18 protein-coding genes are annotated in these 16,732 nt (G+C 57.7%); 4 read left to right on the top strand and 14 right to left on the bottom strand.

Going from position 1 to position 16,732, the window contains the following annotated elements:
• Nucleotides 1-5: 5 nt before the first annotated feature.
• The 3 genes from grpE to IPM39_01930 form a co-directional block, all read right to left on the bottom strand.
• Complete coding sequence (gene grpE / locus IPM39_01940) at nt 6-536, bottom strand: nucleotide exchange factor GrpE (GenBank protein ID MBK8984838.1); 531 nt, start codon at nt 534-536, stop codon at nt 6-8.
• Nucleotides 526-1,632 (bottom strand): heat-inducible transcription repressor HrcA, encoded by a 1,107-nt coding sequence (gene hrcA / locus IPM39_01935; protein ID MBK8984837.1) that lies wholly within the window; start codon nt 1,630-1,632, stop codon nt 526-528. The genes grpE and hrcA overlap by 11 nt, the downstream gene beginning before the upstream one ends.
• A 151-nt stretch (nt 1,633-1,783) precedes the next feature.
• On the bottom strand, nt 1,784-3,319 hold the full coding sequence (locus IPM39_01930) for an undecaprenyl-phosphate glucose phosphotransferase (protein MBK8984836.1): 1,536 nt from the start codon (nt 3,317-3,319) through the stop codon (nt 1,784-1,786).
• 186 nt (nt 3,320-3,505) lie between these two features.
• Between IPM39_01930 and IPM39_01925 the strand changes: the two genes are divergently transcribed.
• Nucleotides 3,506-4,711: a S41 family peptidase gene (locus IPM39_01925; GenBank protein MBK8984835.1), complete on the top strand. Its 1,206-nt coding sequence runs from the start codon at nt 3,506-3,508 to the stop codon at nt 4,709-4,711.
• A gap of 30 nt (nt 4,712-4,741) precedes the next feature.
• On the opposite strand, the gene IPM39_01920 is transcribed toward IPM39_01925, so the two are convergent.
• The 8 genes from IPM39_01920 to IPM39_01885 form a co-directional block, all read right to left on the bottom strand.
• The gene (locus IPM39_01920) at nt 4,742-5,572 is read right to left on the bottom strand and encodes a hypothetical protein (protein ID MBK8984834.1); all 831 of its coding nucleotides are present in this window, start codon (nt 5,570-5,572) and stop codon (nt 4,742-4,744) included.
• Nucleotides 5,573-5,784: 212 nt separating this feature from the next.
• On the bottom strand, nt 5,785-6,492 hold the full coding sequence (locus tag IPM39_01915) for an AAA family ATPase (GenBank protein MBK8984833.1): 708 nt from the start codon (nt 6,490-6,492) through the stop codon (nt 5,785-5,787).
• A gap of 44 nt (nt 6,493-6,536) precedes the next feature.
• On the bottom strand, nt 6,537-6,911 hold the full coding sequence (locus IPM39_01910) for a hypothetical protein (GenBank protein MBK8984832.1): 375 nt from the start codon (nt 6,909-6,911) through the stop codon (nt 6,537-6,539).
• Between the two features lie 97 nt (nt 6,912-7,008).
• Nucleotides 7,009-7,269 (bottom strand): hypothetical protein, encoded by a 261-nt coding sequence (locus tag IPM39_01905; GenBank protein ID MBK8984831.1) that lies wholly within the window; start codon nt 7,267-7,269, stop codon nt 7,009-7,011.
• Between the two features lie 12 nt (nt 7,270-7,281).
• The gene (locus tag IPM39_01900; GenBank protein ID MBK8984830.1) at nt 7,282-7,431 is read right to left on the bottom strand and encodes a hypothetical protein; all 150 of its coding nucleotides are present in this window, start codon (nt 7,429-7,431) and stop codon (nt 7,282-7,284) included.
• 4 nt (nt 7,432-7,435) lie between these two features.
• On the bottom strand, nt 7,436-8,281 hold the full coding sequence (locus tag IPM39_01895) for an NAD(+)/NADH kinase (protein ID MBK8984829.1): 846 nt from the start codon (nt 8,279-8,281) through the stop codon (nt 7,436-7,438).
• Nucleotides 8,282-8,338: 57 nt separating this feature from the next.
• Entirely contained in the window at nt 8,339-8,494 is a 156-nt protein-coding gene (locus tag IPM39_01890; protein MBK8984828.1) for a hypothetical protein, read from the bottom strand.
• Nucleotides 8,445-9,611, bottom strand: a complete 1,167-nt coding sequence (locus IPM39_01885; GenBank protein ID MBK8984827.1) for a histidine--tRNA ligase — start codon at nt 9,609-9,611, stop codon at nt 8,445-8,447. The genes IPM39_01890 and IPM39_01885 overlap by 50 nt, the downstream gene beginning before the upstream one ends.
• Before the next feature lie 251 nt (nt 9,612-9,862).
• On the opposite strand from IPM39_01885, the gene IPM39_01880 reads away from it, so the two are divergent.
• Nucleotides 9,863-10,045 (top strand): hypothetical protein, encoded by a 183-nt coding sequence (locus IPM39_01880; protein ID MBK8984826.1) that lies wholly within the window; start codon nt 9,863-9,865, stop codon nt 10,043-10,045.
• 459 nt (nt 10,046-10,504) lie between these two features.
• On the opposite strand, the gene IPM39_01875 is transcribed toward IPM39_01880, so the two are convergent.
• The gene (locus IPM39_01875) at nt 10,505-11,713 is read right to left on the bottom strand and encodes a citrate synthase family protein (protein MBK8984825.1); all 1,209 of its coding nucleotides are present in this window, start codon (nt 11,711-11,713) and stop codon (nt 10,505-10,507) included.
• A 513-nt stretch (nt 11,714-12,226) separates the two neighbouring features.
• On the opposite strand from IPM39_01875, the gene IPM39_01870 reads away from it, so the two are divergent.
• Both IPM39_01870 and IPM39_01865 read left to right on the top strand, forming a co-directional pair.
• The gene (locus IPM39_01870) at nt 12,227-13,366 is read left to right on the top strand and encodes a citrate synthase/methylcitrate synthase (GenBank protein MBK8984824.1); all 1,140 of its coding nucleotides are present in this window, start codon (nt 12,227-12,229) and stop codon (nt 13,364-13,366) included.
• A gap of 66 nt (nt 13,367-13,432) precedes the next feature.
• Nucleotides 13,433-14,023 carry a class I SAM-dependent methyltransferase gene (locus IPM39_01865; GenBank protein MBK8984823.1) on the top strand — a complete coding sequence of 197 codons (591 nt, stop codon included), beginning with the start codon at nt 13,433-13,435 and terminating at the stop codon, nt 14,021-14,023.
• 47 nt (nt 14,024-14,070) lie between these two features.
• Here IPM39_01865 and IPM39_01860 read toward each other — a convergent pair whose 3' ends face one another.
• Nucleotides 14,071-15,564 (bottom strand): HAMP domain-containing histidine kinase, encoded by a 1,494-nt coding sequence (locus IPM39_01860; protein MBK8984822.1) that lies wholly within the window; start codon nt 15,562-15,564, stop codon nt 14,071-14,073.
• Between the two features lie 18 nt (nt 15,565-15,582).
• On the bottom strand, nt 15,583-16,665 hold the full coding sequence (gene cax / locus IPM39_01855) for a calcium/proton exchanger (GenBank protein MBK8984821.1): 1,083 nt from the start codon (nt 16,663-16,665) through the stop codon (nt 15,583-15,585).
• Nucleotides 16,666-16,732: the final 67 nt, after the last annotated feature.

Below are 16,732 nucleotides of genomic sequence, written 5' to 3'. Positions count from 1 at the left end.
TTGAATTATTCAGCTACGTATACGAGTGACGGCCGTATCACACGGTCGCCTAACATATATCCTTTTTGTAATACGCGGGTCACAGTCCCGCTTTCGTAATCGTCAGACGCTTCTTGCATGATGGCTTCGTGGCAGTTGGGATCAAACGGCTGCCCCACTGCTTCGATGGCTTTGACGTTCATGCCTTCCAAAATATTGGTCAACTTGCGGTAGACCAATTGCATGCCCTCAAACCAGACATCGCCGCCGATGGTTTCGGGCACACTCTCCATGGCCCGCTCAAAATCATCTACGATGGGCAGCAACTTTTCGGCTGCATCGGCTACAGCCCGGTAATGAATATCTACCCGCTGTTTGTCCATGCGTTTACGGGCGTTGGCAAATTCAGCCTGCACGCGCATCCACCCATCCAGATTTTTGGCGGCTTCGGCTCTGGCCGCTTCCAGTTGTTCTTCTAGCGTTGGTTCGGTCTCTAGTATGTCGGCGGCCGTCTGTCCATCCACACCAAGACCGGCGCTTTCCTCTTCATTTGTCACAATGGTTTCTTCCTCGTTCACAGTTACTCACTCGCTGACTGTCACCCGTTCGGTATCTTTTGGCCTCGCCCGCCGGTAACTCGTCCATGTAATAGTCGTATACCAGGCCGCTCATCAAATCGGCCACATAGCGCACGGCGGCGACGTTACGGCCGTACATCATCCGCGTTGGCCCAATCACGGCCACCGTGCCGCTAAATTGTTCCGTCACCCCGTAGCGCGATAAAATAATCGTGCAATCTTTTAGCTCTTCCCACCGGCCTTCGCCGCCAATCAAGACCTGCACACCGCGCATTCCGGCCGGCTGCGCCCCAGAAATGACATCCGCCAACAGCGTGCGCTCCTCGAGGACGCGCACCGCCTGGCGTGTGCCTTCATCTTCCAGCAAATTAACCAGCCCATCTCGATAGATATCGCTGATGGCCCGCTTATCGGCCCGCCCAATCACGTCTAAAATCAGGCGCGTCACCTCAGATTCTAACGCATCCTGATGAACGCTCAGGGCCACGATCTCGTCATACGCTGCATTGCTGTAAAGATCATTGAACCGCTGCGCCACCGTACTCAGCCGCGCCTGCGCCAGCGGTTCCGCCAATGTTAACATTTGCTGGTTCACCTCGCCGCCGGTCAGCACCAAAATCATCAGCACCAACCGCCCCTGCGTGGAAATGAGCTGCAAGTGCTTGAAGCGGTTAATGCGCCGCTGTGGGGCGGTAACAAAACTGGCCCCCCGCGACGTATGCGCCAAAATGGCCGCCGCTAACTGCATCCATTGGTTCAAGTCCAGCCGCGCCTGATGAAACTGATGGCGGATCATTTGCCGTTCATGCAAAGGCAGCGAAAACTCACCCAGCAGCTTCTGCACAAAATAGCGATACCCGGTTTCAGTCGGAATTCGGCCGGCCGAAGTGTGTAACTGCCCCAGGTACCCCATTTCACCCAGCGACGCCAGTTCGTTACGCACCGTCGCCGAACTAATATCCAGATCGAACAGTTCCACCAGCATTTTAGAACCAACCGGGACTCCCGTGCGGATGTACGTGCGGATTACCAGATCCAAAATGCGTTCTTGGCGCTCGGTTAATGATTGGAACATGTTACCTATTCACAATAAAGGCGAACTTTTTTGTTCGCCCATTTTGTCTTAGCAGGTGTACTGGCACTCTTATCACCAGAGTGCTAAAGCTATCCTTAAAATATCATATCATGCGACCAGATCAGCGTCAAATAAGAACCGCGTTAGATATTTAGCGCTTGTTTTGCGTAGCTTTAGTCGGGGGAAGGGGATGGCTCATGGAACTGGGCATAGAGCCGTTGGCGTCGGGTGGGGTATTTTTTAGTTCAGACACAATTGGCTGAGACCCAGATTGGCGCTGCTCGTTTTCACGATCAATAATTTGCCAGACGGTACGCAGAATAATTTTTACATCTAATAAAACGGACCAGTTCTCTGAATACCACAAGTCGTATTTAGTGCGTTCGTTGATGGAAGTGTCGCCGCGCAAGCCATTGATCTGCGCCCAGCCGGTCATGCCGCCCTTGTCCCGGTGGCGATCCATGTAGCGGGGCACAATTTTGCGGAACTGCTCCACGTAGTGGGCCTGCTCCGGACGCGGCCCCACCAGGCTCATTTCACCAATAAAGACGTTAATGAGATTAGGCAGCTCGTCCACTTCTAATTTGCGAATCAATTTGCCCAGTTTGGTCTGGCGGGGGTCGTTGTCGGTAGTCCAGCCTGGGCCATCTTTTTCCGCGTCTGAGCGCATGGAGCGAAACTTGATCATCAGGAAGGGTTTGCCATCCAGTCCCATGCGTTCTTGTACAAAAAATACCGGCCCTGGCGATTCTAACTTGATGCCTACAGCCACCAGCAGCATCAGCGGCGACAAAAAGATCAGGCCCAAAGCAGCTACGATAAAATCTATCCAGCGCTTGAAGATGAGCATGTACCCGCGCAAAGCAAAGTCGCGCACGGTAAGCAGCGGCAGGCCGCCCAGGTCATCTATGGTGGCTTCTGAGGTGACAAACTGGAAAATGTCGGGGAAGGTTTTGATGGATACCCGGCCGCGTTCACAATAGGAGATGATACGCACCGTTTCCCGGTGGCCTTTTTCCGGCATGGCGATGATCACCTCATCGATGCCGTGCTGCGCAATGAGCGCGGGCAGGTCTTCAGGCCGGCCCAACACCGGCACGCCCAGCAGATCTTTTTTGTCTTCGCCATTGACGATGCCTATCAGGTTATAACCTAATTGTGGCGACCACAAAATGCGCTGCAATACCACCTGGGCCATATCGCCGGTTCCTACCAGCAGCAGTCTGTCTTCGCCGATGCCATAGTTGCGCCGCAGCGCCGCCCGCACAAGCTGGTGGAACACCCGGCCGAACAGCAGCAGCACAATTGTCAGCAGCCAGGCATAAATAATCATCGCGCGCGGATAGTCGCGGATGACTTCATCCCCCTTGAAGATAAAGGTGGAGATGGCGACAGACAGCAGCGTGCCTATTGAAACGGCCGCAAACATGTAATACAGTTGATCTACGCGGGAAACAGCGCGGGGAATGTAATATTGCCGGTAGAAAAACAGCACGGTAATAATTGCGGCAATCTGAACCAGAATCAGACCGGCGTAGCTGGCAATAGGCGCGGGATTGGCAAGTTCTTCCGGCCAGGGGATGGTGCGGCGCAGCTGGTAAGCCAGGATAAATGCGACGCTAACCAACAGCGCATCCAATATCACCAGCGTGATGGTATAGGTGGTCCGAATTTTCTGATTGTTCATTGTTTGATTACCCTTCCTGAGGATTAATTGTAACAGAGGGTGAAACGGCTTCAAAACGGCATACTGCCGTTTAGACATCTCTTAGCCTACGCCAAGTCAAAACTCATGTGGCGGGGTAGATTTTGTGTTGGGCTTAGCTGGCTAGTTGAGGAAGGCAACCCCCACACCTGGGACTGGAGAAATTCTATGAATTCAAAATCATTCACCGGCTTTATTATGCTGCTGCTGCTTATTGTTGGTTTTGGCGCTGGTTACGTGGCAGGACAATCTCCCTGGGCGCCGGTCGCATTTTTTGGCCCGGCGACCAGTACGCCGGACGAAGCGAAAGCCGCCTTCGCCCCGTTTTGGGAAGTGTGGGACCTGGTCCACACCCGCTACTATGACCAGCCCTTGGATAATGTACGGCTGACGCAGGGGGCGATTGATGGCCTGTTGGCCGTGCTGGATGATCCGCACACCCGTTATTTGTCGCCGGCCGATGAGGCTGCCGCCCGTGACTCGATGTCTGGTAAGTTCCAGGGCATTGGCGCCGAGGTGGAAGCGGTTGAGGGCAACATCGTCATTGTATCGCCGATTGAGGGGTCGCCGGCCGAAGCAGCGGGATTGCTGCCGGGCGACATTTTGCAGCAGGCGGATGGCGTGGACCTGACCGGCATGGATGTGTACGACGCGGCGCAGTTGGTGCGCGGGCCGGCGGGCACGGCCGTTCGACTGCTGATCCTACGTGGCGATGAGTCTTTTACAATTGAGATTGTGCGTGATTACGTGGACCTGAAAAGCGTGCGCAGCGAAATCCTGGACGACAATATCGCTTACTTGCGCCTGTCGCGCTTTGGCAATGAGTCTGGTGAAGAGCTAGAAAACGCGCTGGCGGAGTTGTTGGCCGCTAACCCGGCCGGTCTGATTTTGGATTTGCGCCGTAATCCCGGGGGCAGCCTGGATACGGCCATAGACATTGCCGACCAGTTTTTACCGGCGGGCCTCATCCTGCGAGAGCAGTTTGGCGATGGCAACGAGCGTGTATACGAATCAACCGACGAAGGGCTGGCGCAAGACATACCGCTGGTTGTGCTCATCGACGAAGGCAGCGCCAGCGCCTCCGAAGTGCTGGCCGGCGCTATTCAGGACCTGGAACGGGGCACGTTGATTGGGCAGGTTACTTATGGCAAGGGCACGGTGCAGACCTGGCAGGCGCTAAGCAATGGCGGCGGCGTGCGCCTGACCATCGCCCGGTGGTTGACTCCTGACGAAACCTGGGTCAATGAATTTATCCCCCTGCCGGAAACGGACCGTGGCGAGGAATTTGCCGATACGCAGTTACAGGCGGCCATCAGATACCTGTTGGGGGAAACCATCATTAGTGTGCCGCCGACAGCGGAACCGGGAGGCTGAACAAATGGTCAATTGTCAATGGTCAATTGGCTATTGACTATTAACAATGGCCTTCGCCTGGGATGCCTGGGCTAGAATGGATTCCGCGCCGCCGCGGGCGTGGACGCCCTGAGTGCCCAGCATGGCCGCCAATTCGGTGATACGGCCGTTCCGGTCCAAATCTTCTACGGCCGTTGTGGTGCGGCCATCGTGAACCTGTTTGCTCACGTGGAAATGGGCGTCGCCATAGCCGGCCAACTGCGGCAAATGGGTGACGACGATGACCTGATGGCGGCCAACGGCCGTTAAACCCCATAACTTTTGCCCCACCACATCGCCTACCCGGCCGCCAATCCCTTGGTCAATCTCATCAAAAATGAGCGTCGGGGTGGCGTCTACCTGCGCCAGGGCGGTTTTTAGCGCCAGCATCAGGCGCGCCGTCTCGCCGCCGCTGGCGACCTTCGCCATCGGCTTCAGCGGTTCGCCGGGATTGGTGGAGAGCAAAAATTCCACTTTATCAATGCCCGACTGATCATAGGCCAGCCGCTCTGCGCCAACAAAAACGCCGTTGGCCGCCGGTTCTGTCTGAAAATCGACGCTGAAGTTCGCGCCGCTCATGCTCAGGTGCGCCAGTTCATCTTCTACGGCCGTGGCCAACCGTTTGGCTGCTTCCTGGCGTCGTTCAGACAGCGCCGCCGCCAGCCGGCCGATTTCCCGCAGGCGTTTTTCCTCCTCCACCAGCAGGCCGGCAATGCGTTCCTCGCTGTGGGTGAGATTGTCCAACTCTTTTTCCGCCTGTTCGCGCAGCGCCAGCAGCGCCGCCTCGTCGGCGGCCTGGTACTTGCGTTTGAGCGTATTCAGCAGTTCCAGCCGCTCTTCCACAAAATTCAGCCGTTCCGGATTAAACTCTAACCGCTCCAGGTATTTTTGCAGCTCGGCCGCCAGATCACTGACCTGGAAGGCCGGCCCTTGAAGCTGCTCTAGCTGCGGCTTGCTGCCCGGCGTCCACCCGCGCCAACTGCGTCAGGGCGTGTTCCGCTTGCCCCAGCAGGTCGATGACCGCCGGGCTTCGTCGTCCACGCCGGAAAGCAGGCTCAGGGCTTCGGCGGCGTGGCGCGTGAGGTGTTCGCTGTTGCCCAGGCGCACGCGCTCGGCGCGCAGGTCTTCTTCTTCGCCCACCTGGAGGTTGGCGGCGGCGATTTCCTGGATTTGGAAGGCGAGCATGTCGCTGCGCTGCGCCCGCAGCCGTTCGTTTTGGCGCAGCGCCGCCAATTCTTTTTTGCACGCGACCCAAGGCGCCCACTTCCTGAGGTCACCAGGCTGCGTTCTTTTTCCAGCCGGGCGTAAGAATCCAGCAAAGGCAGGTGGGCGCGGGGTTTGAGCAGGGAGAGGTGATCGCCCTGGCCGTGAATGTCTATCAGAGGTTCGGCTACGTCGCGCAGCAGGGAGAGGCCGACGGCACGGCCGTTGATACGGCAAATGTTGCGGCCGCTCAGGCGCAGTTCGCGCGCCAGAAGCAGCTCTTGGCCGGCTTCGTCTTCCAGCCCTTCCGCTTCTAAGAGGGGGAGAACGGCCGTTTGCAGCGCGGGCGTCAGGACAAAGGTAGCCTCGACGTATGCCGTCTCCGCACCAGCGCGCACCATATTGGTATCGGCGCGGCCGCCCAACACCAACATCACCGCGTCCAGAATAATGGATTTACCCGCGCCGGTTTCGCCGGTGAGGACGTTAAATCCGGGCATCATCTTCATGCGCAGTTCGTCTATGATGGCAAAATGACGAATGTACAATTCAGCTAACATAGATTCAATATTCCGAAATCCGCAATCGGAAATCCGCAATCGCCTTACCGCATCCAATAAAACGCCGAACTGGAAGCGACAAACGCGTACACGCCCGGCACCAGCAGCCCAAACAGCGCTCCCACGCCGCCAAGCAAAATGCCGAGCAGCAGCGGCAGCGCCGGAATCACCACGCCCAAAATCACCATGGTGGCAACCAGATGGGGAATATAGCGCCCACGCCGGCCGCCAATGGCGCGATGGGTCATCTTGGCGACGAAGCCGCCCACCCCCCCGGCCACAAACAGCACAATCAGAATCCAGAAAAAGCCGCCGCCAAAGTTGACAACAACAAAACCGGCCAACAGGCTCAGAATAAAGGAAACAATCGTGGCCAGCACGTAATCGACGGTGGTGGCGGTGAAAAATTTTTCCTCCATGTTGAACTTGCATTCCGGACAGATGTAGCCGACCGGGGTTTTGTTGGCGCAGTCGATGCAGATGGGCCGGTTGCAGTTGTAACAACGCAAGGCGGTGTCACGGTCGGGGTGGCGATAGCAGAAAAGGACCGGCTCTTCGGCGGTGTGGGCGCGTTGGGCTTAATGACAACGGCCGGGCATCCCGTTTTGGGGCACGGCCGTTGCGGGTGGTGAACAGCCGTTCTGGGCAGCCGTTCCATCTTGCGCCTTCTACCGGCGCAGCCATCTCTGGCAGCGGTTCGCCGGCCAAGACCGCCTGGGCCACGGCATTGCCCGGCTCCCAGCGCCAGCACCTGCTGGCAAGCCTGCTTCTGTTCATCCGGGTCGTTGGTTAATTCGCCCACCCCTGCCACGCTTCCACTTCCGGCTCCTCGGCCACAATCTCCCGGTACAACTGCGCGGCGGCGGCGCGTTTGCCGGCGCTGCGGGCCTTTTCCGCCTGGCGCAGCAGCGTGCGCAGGCGCGGTTCACTCATCGTCATAGGCTTATCCTTCTGCTGGAGGGCGCAAATGGCCCAATCGTCGCATCAAACGACGGTAAAAATAACCTGAACTTTCCACCCGTGCAAAATAGCTGTAATGGGTATGCTTGCGAATCAGCACCTCATCAGCGCTTTCCAGGTCCAAACCATCCTGGCCATCGGCTGTCAGCATGGCCTCGTGGCCCATTTGCACCTGGATGATGATCTCCGCTTCTTCGTGCAGCACCAGCGCGCGATCCAGGCTGAGGTGCGCCGCCACCGGCACGACGACAAAGTTTTGCAACTGCGGCGGCAGCAGCGGCCCGCCGGCGGCCATAGAGTAAGCGGTAGAGCCGGTGGGCGTGGCCACGATGAGGGCATCGGCCGTGTAAGTGGTCACGTGATCGCCATCAACGCTGAGGTGCAAATGGAGCACCCGCGCCTGCTTGCCCCGGCCGATCACCAGATCGTTAAGGGCGGTGAAGGTATTAATGACATACCCGTTGCGGCGCAAATCGGCGTGCAGCATCAGCCGTTCTTCAATCCAATACTCGCCCTGAATGACTTTGCTGAGTTTGTCGCGCCAGTCGTCGGGCCGGGCTTCGCTGAGAAAGCCGACCCGGCCCAGGTTAATGCCGAAAATGGGGATTTGATATGGCAGCGCCAGGCGCGCCGCATGGAGTGTGGAGCCGTCGCCGCCCAGGACGAGCAGCAAATCAACGCCGCCCAGGGCTTCGCTGAAAGCGGCCTCTTCCCAGGCAGAGGCCGACCAGGCTGTAACGCCGTGCTGCCCCAACCAGGCTTCAATTTCGCCGGCTAACGGCTGCGAAGCCACGATCTTTGGATGGTAGAGAATGCCGAAGATTGTCATGAAGGAGTTGGGAGTTGTTAGTTGGGAGTTGTTAGTGACACTATCTACTAACAACTATCAACTACCAGCTGTGAATGTATTTACAATGTCAATGAGCGGGACCTGGCTCTGGTCGCCGCCGGTTAACGGCCGTACCGCCACCAATCCCGCGGCTACTTCATCTTCACCGAGGATGAGGACGGTGTGCATGTGGAAGCGGTTGGCTTCGCGCATCTGGCTTTTCAGGCTGCGTTTGTCGCGGGCAAAGGCCAACCGGGTTCCGATGCCCGCGGCGCGGAGCTTGGTAGGTGAGGGTAACGGCCGTTTCCTTTGTCTTGCCGCCAAAATGGGCCACCAACACGGTCGGCTGTGGCGGTTCCGGCGGCTCCAGCCCCTGCTCGCGCATCCCCAAGACAATGCGTTCGATGCCGCTGCCAAAACCGACGCCGGGCGTAGCCGGCCCGCCGATGGCTTCGGCCAGCCCATCGTAACGGCCGCCGCCGCACACGGCCGCCTGCGCCCCAATGCCTTCGGCCCACACTTCAAACACCGTCTTGGTGTAATAATCAATGCCGCGCACCAGCCGGAAATTGATGGCATAACCCTGGCCCAGCGCATCCAGCAGGCGGCGCAGGTCGGCAAAATGGTCGGCGCAGTCATCGCAAAGGTAGTTGATGATGTGCGGCGCAGCGGCTAACAACCTGTCCATGCCCGGCTCTTTGCTGTCCAGCACGCGCAGCGGGTTTTTGCCCAGGCGTTCTTTGTCTATGGCCGCCAGTTTGTCCTGGTGCTCGGCCAGGTAGGCGGTGAGGGCCTGGATGTAGACCGGTTTGCAGACCGGGCAGCCGGTGCTGTTGAGCTGAAAGGTCAACCCTTTGTAACCCAGTTCGCGGTACAGGTTCATCGCCAGCATCATCACTTCCAGGTCGGCGGCGGGGTCTGTTTCGCCCAGGATTTCGGCGTTAAATTGGCTGTGCTGGCGATAGCGGCCGGCTTGCGGCCGTTCGCGGCGGAAGATGGGGCCAATTGAATAGAGCTTAACCGGCTGCGGCCAGGTCATCATGCCGTTTTCGATGAAGGCGCGCACAAATCCGGCCGTAAATTCTGGCCGCAGCGTTACACTGAGGTCGTCTGGCTCTTCGATGGTGTACATCTCTTTTTGCACAAAGACGTCGGACGCCGTGCCCATGCCGCGCGCGAAAAGAGGGGTGTATTCGATGATGGGCACGTCTATGCGCTGGAAACCGTAACGTTGGGCCAGGTCGGCGGCTTTGCTGGTGACAAGGTCCCAATAGCGGCGGTCTTCGGGCAGCACGTCTTGCATGCCGGTCGCTCGTTGAATTGCTGTCAAAAATAGCCTCCGTGTTTTGTGGTCGGTGTTCCGTGTTCCGTAAACCGTGTTCCGTAAGCCGTAAGCCGTGTTCGGTAATCTGTGGGCGCTGCCTGGGGCAAATGCCAATGGGAAACGGGATACGGAGTTCGGTTCACAGCTACCGAGCTAACGGTTTACGGCTACCAGGGGATTATTATACCGGAGACGGCCGTATCTCGCATGATCTAATGTCAGTGAGATTGCGCCAGGAGATTGCGCCAGGAGACTTCATGAGTGGGCTGCACCCACCATCACGAATCAAAACCCTGGGAGCGCAGGCGTCTCGCCGGCCGGGCGGACGGGACGTCCGCGCTCCTATTTTCAAGGGAACTGTTGGCGCAGCGTGGGTAAATGCCTGGATTGAAGGGGTTGATGGGGGCAACGGCCGTTGCCCACCCCCAATCAACCAATAAAAGTATCTTCTCGCTATTTTGGGGTCAATCGGTGGTAAATAGATAAAAGCCGGGTTTACCCGGCGTTGTTTTATAGACCGGCGCTTTAGCGCTGGTCGTCGCCGGTTGTCCACTGCACCTGGAGCTAAAGACGACGATGACGGTAGCAACAAACTTCCCGGAGGCCCGCCTGATTATTGAGATGTTACCAGTTACCTTTAACGAAAGATTTCTGTCATGATCAAAGGTTAGTAGAACCCAGACTCCAGGAATTTATCTGGTTCATCGGCATGTCAGGCATTTTCGGAATAATCAATAAGCCTTCAATGCGAAAATGCCTCAAGCGAATTCCGAAATACATCGGATTTTCACTCGATTATTTCTCGGAATTCGCCTCAGAGCGTAATTTGATGGGTAGTTGGCGCTGGCCGAGGATTGGCGAGGCGGTGTGGCGAACGGCCGTCACCGAACTCGCCACCCTCATCCAGACACACCTGGACCCACATAACGCGCCCGGGGTCGAATAATTTGCCCATTCTGATACTGCTCCAGCGCGTGACCAATCCAGCCAACTACCCGCCCCAAGGCAAATAAAGCCAGCGCCGTGCCCGGCGGCAAATCCAATGCCCTCGCCAGGACCACCAGACCAAAATCCACCGTTGGCCGCAATCCCACTGTTTGCCACACGGCCGTTTCTAATGCTTCGGCCAAGGCGACGGCCGTTTCTTGCCCACACGTCGCCCGCACCCGATCTATCAGCGCCCGCCCACGCGGATCGCCGTCCGCGTACAACGGATGCCCAAAGCCGGGGATGCCTTCCCCGCGCCGTAGACGGCTGGTGATGGTCGCTGCTGCTTGTTCCGGTGTACTAGCCTCGCGGAAAAGTGCCTCTACCCGCTCCGTGTGGCCGCCATGTTTAGTCCCTTGCAGCGCCGCCAACCCGGCCATTACCACCGCGTAGGGTGTGGAGCCGGCCGAGGCCACGCAGCGCGCCGTAAACGACGAGACGTTTAGCTCATGGTCGGCGCACAGGATGAGGGCGGCGTTGAACAAATCGGCGGCGGCGGGTTGGTGGGGAGCGAAGGTTTGTTGCAGCTGGTCGGGGATGGATTGGATCGGTTGGTCGGTTGGTTGGTTGGTGAGGACGGCCGTCAACAACTGTAAGATACGCGCCCCAGTTTGGGCTGTGGCCGTCGGCGATAAATCGTAGGCCGCCATGTCCTGAGCGGCGGCCAGCGGCAAGACGGTCTGGAACGCCTCGATGGGAGACAGTCCGGTTAAGTCCAGGTGGGGCAGTGAGGGCGACACAGCCGTCGTCAGCCAGTCGGCGTTCAGGCGGCCGCTCCAGATCAGCCCGGTCACATCGGTCAACGGCCGTTCATCTGCCAGTCTAATGGCGTCGTGGCCGCGGTAGTAGAAACGGCCGTTGTCAATCAACGTAATGGCTGATTCCAACACCGGCGCGCCAAAATGCAGCGCCGCGGCGGCCGCTTTGGCCGGGTCGTGCCGCAGTTCTTTGCGCTGCCGCAAGGCCGCCACATCTGCCGCCAGATAGCGCCGCGCCCGTGAACGGCCGTCGCCTCCTTCCGAGCGAATCAATCCTCGGCTGACATAGGCATACAAAGTGGCAACCTGGATGCCCAGCAGTTGGGCGGCTTCTTGGGCGGTCAGGTAGGTGGATTGGGTCATAATAATAGGTGGGAATGGGAATTTAATACAAAGGAACGAAGGAACAAAGGAACAAAGGAACAAAGGAACAAAGGAACAAAGGAACAATAAAAGAGATCATTGGAAATAATCAAACTCGCGCAGAGGCGCAGAGACGCAAAGAGAAACACCCCTGCGCCTCTGCGTCTTTGCGCGATATAGAATTATTGCTGACAGCGTCTAAAAAAATAAGGGCATGGTTCATTCCAGGCGATAGGTGCTTTACAAATTTGGCCAGAAAGCGCGTCATGCTGAGAGCCTGTGCTGAGCGAAGCCGAAGCATCCCCCTCCTCTGTTTGAAACGGGATGCTTCGCTCGATGAACCATGCCAAAATAAGTATCTCATTTGGTTGATTGTAATATATAATAAGTTGATTAATCAATCAATATTGACATTCAAAAATCAACCCTATATGATCACCTTCATCTAAACTTAGCCCCTTTGTCCCTTTGTCCCTTTGTTTCTTTGTAATAAATTCTTCTCTGGAGCAAAACATGACGCAAGCACAATCTGAGTACAAACCGGGTCTGGAAGGCGTAATTGCCGCCGAGACGCGCCGCAGTTATGTCAATGGGCAAATCGGCCAACTGCTCATTGGCGGCTATCCGTTGGCCGACATCGCCGGGCAGGCGACCTTTGAAGAGGTGGTCTATTTGTTATGGCATGACCGGCTGCCCAGCGCAGACGAACTGGCCGACTTGCAAGCGAAATTGGCGGCTTTACGGCCGTTACCCCCCGCCACCCTCACCCTGCTGCAAACCATCGCCCCGGCCGGCGCGCCAGTGATGGACGCCTTGCGCATGGCCGCCGGTACGTTGAGCCTGGGCCTGGACGCCACAGACACGGACACGTTAGCCCTGGCGCTGGTAGCCCGCTTTCCCACCATCGTCGCCACGTATTGGCGGCTGCTCCAGGGGCAGGAACCCATCCCGCCGACGGCCGATTTGGGCCACGCCGCCAATTACCTGTACATGCTGAAGGGGGAACGGCCGTCGCCTGCCCAGACGCGCGGCATGACAACCTATCTCAACACCGTCAGCGATCATGGCCTCAATGTGTCAGCTTTCACGGCGCGGGTCATCATTTCAACCCAATCCGATCTGGTGTCGGCGATTACCGGGGCGGTGGGGGCGCTAAAGGGGCCGCTGCACGGCGGCGCGCCCGGCCCGGCGTTGGATATGGTTTTTGAGATTGCTCAGGCCGACCGGGCAGAGGTGTATTTGCGGGCCAAGATTGAACGGGGTGAACGGCTGATGGGTTTCGGCCACCGCGTCTACAAAGTGCGCGACCCACGCGCCGAGGTGTTGGCGGCGGCGGCGGAAACGTTGTATCAGGCGGATGGGGATATGGCTTTGTATGAGATGGCAAAATCGGTGGAACAAACGGCCGTCACCCTATTGGCCGAATACAAACCGGGTCGCAATCTGCAAACCAACGTCGAATTTTATACCGCGCTGCTGCTGCATGGGCTGGGTCTGGACACAGCCCTCTTCACGCCAACCTTTGCTGTGGGCCGGGTGGGCGGCTGGTTGGGGCACTGTTTTGAGGAGATGGCAAACGGCCGTATTATCCGCCCCAAAGAGTTGTACGTCGGCGAGATGAACCGGCAGTGGGTTCCGTTGGAAGAGCGTTAGCAGCGCAATCCGTAATCCGTAATCCGTTAGCCTGGATCCTAACAGCCTACAGTTAAGAGGACAGCCATGTTTCATACCATTCCTGAACCCATGTTGGCGCGGATGCACGAGTTGGAGATGATTGACAGGCGTGACCGCGATGATGGCACGCCCCGCCTGGAACGGCTGCGCCAAATTCCGCCGGAGACGGGCCAATTTTTGGCGCTGCTGGCGGCGTTAGCGCCGGAAGGTGAGGTGATCGAGATTGGGACCAGCGCCGGTTATTCCACTTTGTGGCTGGCGCTGGCCTGCCGGGAAATAGGCCGCCGCCTCACCACGTTTGAGGTGCTGTCGGCCAAGGTCGCCCTGGCGACGGCAACGTTTGCCCAGGCGGGCGTCGCAGACGTGGTGACACTGGTGCAGGGCGATGCGCGTGAGTTTTTACCGGCGTTGGGCCAGATTGGGTTTTGCTTTTTGGACGCGGAGAAAGATATTTACGCCGACTGTTACGAGGCAGTTGTGCCGCGTCTGGTGCGTGGCGGCCTGCTGGTGGCCGATAACGCCATCAACCATCGCGCTGTGTTGCAGCCCATCCTGGATCGGGCGCTGGCCGACCCGCTTGTAGATGCGCTGATTGTGCCGATTGGGACGGGGGTGCTGGTCTGCCGTAAGGTTTGAAACGGGATTGGGGATTGGGTGAACCCCCAAACGCCAGACTTCACAACTCAATTCACAGTGGTATTGGGTTGCTGCCGCGGTAAGACGATGTGGAAGCGGCTGCCAGGGCAGGCAGCTTCATCCAGGCCCGGGCTTTCTACCCAGACACGGCCGTGATGCGCCTCCACAATCCCACGGACAATCGCCAGCCCCAGCCCAGAGCCGCCCCCCTTGAATTTGGTCTTGCCGGAGGAGTGCAGCATCACTTCGCCGGTCTGGTAAAACTTGTCGAAGATAAAGGGCTGCACATCCGGGGCAATGCCAATGCCGCTGTCGGCGATGGTGATTTCTACGGAAGATGGTGGCAGGAAACGGCCGTCCACCCAAATCTGCCCGCCGTCTGGTGTATACTTAATGCTGTTCATAAACAGGTGATAAAACACCTTCTGCATCGCCTCGGCGTCGGCTTCCACCTCTGGCAAATTCGCCAGGGGCGCAAATTCCAGGCTCAGGTGGCGTTCGGCCAGGGCGGCGCGAAAACGATTGGCCGTCTGGCGCAGCAAAAAGCGCAGGTCCAGCGGCGCCGGCTGCAAATCCAACGACTGGCTGTCTATCTTCGCCACATCCAACATGCGATCTACCACTTCTTGCATCCGCACCACACCGGTATCAATGCCCTGCGACCAGCGCGCATAGACCTCATCTTGGCGCACCTGTTCATCCTGCATAAACATCTGCGCATTTAAGTTGATGATGGTCAGGGGGGTCAGAAGTTCGTGAGAAGCGATGGCGATGAAGTCGGTTTTGGTCTTGTCCAGCCGTTCCAGGCGGGTATAAGCGGCCTGCAAAGCCTGGGTGCGCTCGGCGACCATTGCCTCCAACTGCTGATTAAACTGTTTGATTTCGCTGTTGAGGCGCTGCAGCTCCTGTTCGCGCTGCTCGCCCAACATGCGCAAAATCTCCGCCCGCCGGTAAGCCTGCACGCGGCCTATGTGGGCTACCAACCCGGTGGCCGCCGCCGCCAACAGCACCACCAGGTAATAGCGGAAATCTTGCCCGTCTACAAAAAAGAGAAACGCCTGGCCCAGCGCGGCAAACGCCAGGGCCATCATGAACAAGTACCAGCGCGTGGCGTGGAATAAGACGCTGACGCCAAAAACAAACAGGGCCAGGTTGGCTGCCTGTTTGGGGTCTTGGGTCAGGTAAAAGCGGAGTTGGATGTTCACCAGGACGGTGAAGGCCAAAACGGCGGCTAACTTTTCGGCCTGCCAGGGTGAAAACTTGTTCTGCACCAGCAGCGCCCACAGCACCGCCAGCAGCAGGGTGCTGGCCAGGCCGGCCGCCACCAGCACCGGCATCCCCGGTTCGCGCAAAAACACGATCTGGATCAGGAGATAGGCGATAAAAAAGAAGGTGATGCTGCCATAGATAAATGGCAAGATACGCAGTTCGGCCCGGTTGATGGCCTCGTCTACCTGCGCCTGGGGAACACCCCATGTTCTCATTTGCCGCAGGTTGTCCAGGTAACCAAAGAGTCGGGCGCGCGTGGAAGGTGTGTTCATGGTGATGAGAGACGGCCGTTACAGGAAAAAGAAACCCAATCCCAAAATGACGTACACAATCAACAGCATCGCCCCTTCCAGCCAGATGCTTTCCCCGTCTAGCGACACAAAGGCGGCGATAAACGCGGCGGCGGCTACAGCTGCCAGTTCAAATTGGGTAAACTCCAACTGCATCGGGTTGCCCATGAGCAAGCTCAGGAACACCAGCAGAGGAGCGACAAACAGGGCGATCTGCAAACTGGAACCGATGGCGATGCTCAGGCTCAGGTCCATCTTGTTTTTGATAGCTACCTGCACCGCCACCAGATGTTCGGCGGCGTTGCCGATCAGCGGAATGAGGATGATGCCGATGAAAAACTCGCTCCAGCCTAACAGTTCAGTGACATGCTCCACCGCGCCCACCAGAATTTCACTGAGTACCACAATCAGAGCGACGGCGACTGTTAAAATGACCAGTGCGTGGGTGGTGGACCAACCGGATGGGGCGTGGGCCTCACGTATGACCGGGTCGTCGTGGTTGGGCTGCGAGGTAAATGAATAGAGTACCACCAGGCCATACATCACCAGCATGGCGGTGGAAGCGCCCAGGCTCAATCCTTCAACGGCGGCAAAGTCTGGCTCCAACGCCCAGTTGAACAACGACGGGATGCCCAGGGCAATAACCGACAGGATGAGCAGGGTGGCGTCTATGCCGGCGTTGGAGCGGTTGAAGGTTTGTTTGCCATTTTTGATGCCGCCGACCAATAGAGACAGGCCCAATACCAACAGCAAATTGCCCAAAATGGAGCCGGTGATGGAGGCCAGAACCAGATTGATCAACCCGGCGCGCAGGGCGACGAGGGAGATGATGAGTTCGGCGGCGTTGCCCAGGGTGGCGTTGAGCAGGCCACCTAACCGCTGCCCCACTTTTTCGGCCAGAGACTCTGTAGACTGCCCGATCATACCGGCCAGGGGGATAACGCCAACGGCCGTTACCACAAAAACCATTACCGGATCGGCATGGGTCAATTCCAATACCACAGCCGCCGGGATGAACAACGCCAATATGAGCAAAATATTGCCCAATCCCAACCCATGTTTAAGCGATTCCAATGCTTGCATGTATGGTCTTCCTCCTGAAAATAGAGTTGTCAAATCTTTAAGATTTGACAATTCTAGCCTCATTGCT

The organism is Candidatus Leptovillus gracilis, assembly GCA_016716065.1.
Lineage (GTDB): Bacteria > Chloroflexota > Anaerolineae > Promineifilales > Promineifilaceae > Leptovillus > Leptovillus gracilis.
The sequence above is the reverse complement of the archived record's forward strand: the minus strand, read 5'-3'. Positions and strand labels throughout refer to the sequence as shown.

Bases quoted from the DNA above. Each gene is read 5' to 3' on its own strand.
- hrcA (MBK8984837.1), bottom strand. From the start codon at position 1,632: ATGTTCCAATCATTAACCGAGCGCCAAGAACGCATTTTGGATCTGGTA.
- IPM39_01930 (MBK8984836.1), bottom strand. From the start codon at position 3,319: ATGAACAATCAGAAAATTCGGACCACCTATACCATCACGCTGGTGATA.
- IPM39_01925 (MBK8984835.1), top strand. From the start codon at position 3,506: ATGAATTCAAAATCATTCACCGGCTTTATTATGCTGCTGCTGCTTATT.
- IPM39_01915 (MBK8984833.1), bottom strand. From the start codon at position 6,492: ATGTTAGCTGAATTGTACATTCGTCATTTTGCCATCATAGACGAACTG.
- IPM39_01910 (MBK8984832.1), bottom strand. From the start codon at position 6,911: ATGGAGGAAAAATTTTTCACCGCCACCACCGTCGATTACGTGCTGGCC.
- IPM39_01905 (MBK8984831.1), bottom strand. From the start codon at position 7,269: ATGAACAGAAGCAGGCTTGCCAGCAGGTGCTGGCGCTGGGAGCCGGGC.
- IPM39_01900 (MBK8984830.1), bottom strand. From the start codon at position 7,431: ATGACGATGAGTGAACCGCGCCTGCGCACGCTGCTGCGCCAGGCGGAA.
- IPM39_01895 (MBK8984829.1), bottom strand. From the start codon at position 8,281: ATGACAATCTTCGGCATTCTCTACCATCCAAAGATCGTGGCTTCGCAG.
- IPM39_01890 (MBK8984828.1), bottom strand. From the start codon at position 8,494: ATGCGCGAAGCCAACCGCTTCCACATGCACACCGTCCTCATCCTCGGT.
- IPM39_01880 (MBK8984826.1), top strand. From the start codon at position 9,863: ATGAGTGGGCTGCACCCACCATCACGAATCAAAACCCTGGGAGCGCAG.
- IPM39_01875 (MBK8984825.1), bottom strand. From the start codon at position 11,713: ATGACCCAATCCACCTACCTGACCGCCCAAGAAGCCGCCCAACTGCTG.
- IPM39_01870 (MBK8984824.1), top strand. From the start codon at position 12,227: ATGACGCAAGCACAATCTGAGTACAAACCGGGTCTGGAAGGCGTAATT.
- IPM39_01865 (MBK8984823.1), top strand. From the start codon at position 13,433: ATGTTTCATACCATTCCTGAACCCATGTTGGCGCGGATGCACGAGTTG.
- IPM39_01860 (MBK8984822.1), bottom strand. From the start codon at position 15,564: ATGAACACACCTTCCACGCGCGCCCGACTCTTTGGTTACCTGGACAAC.
- cax (MBK8984821.1), bottom strand. From the start codon at position 16,665: ATGCAAGCATTGGAATCGCTTAAACATGGGTTGGGATTGGGCAATATT.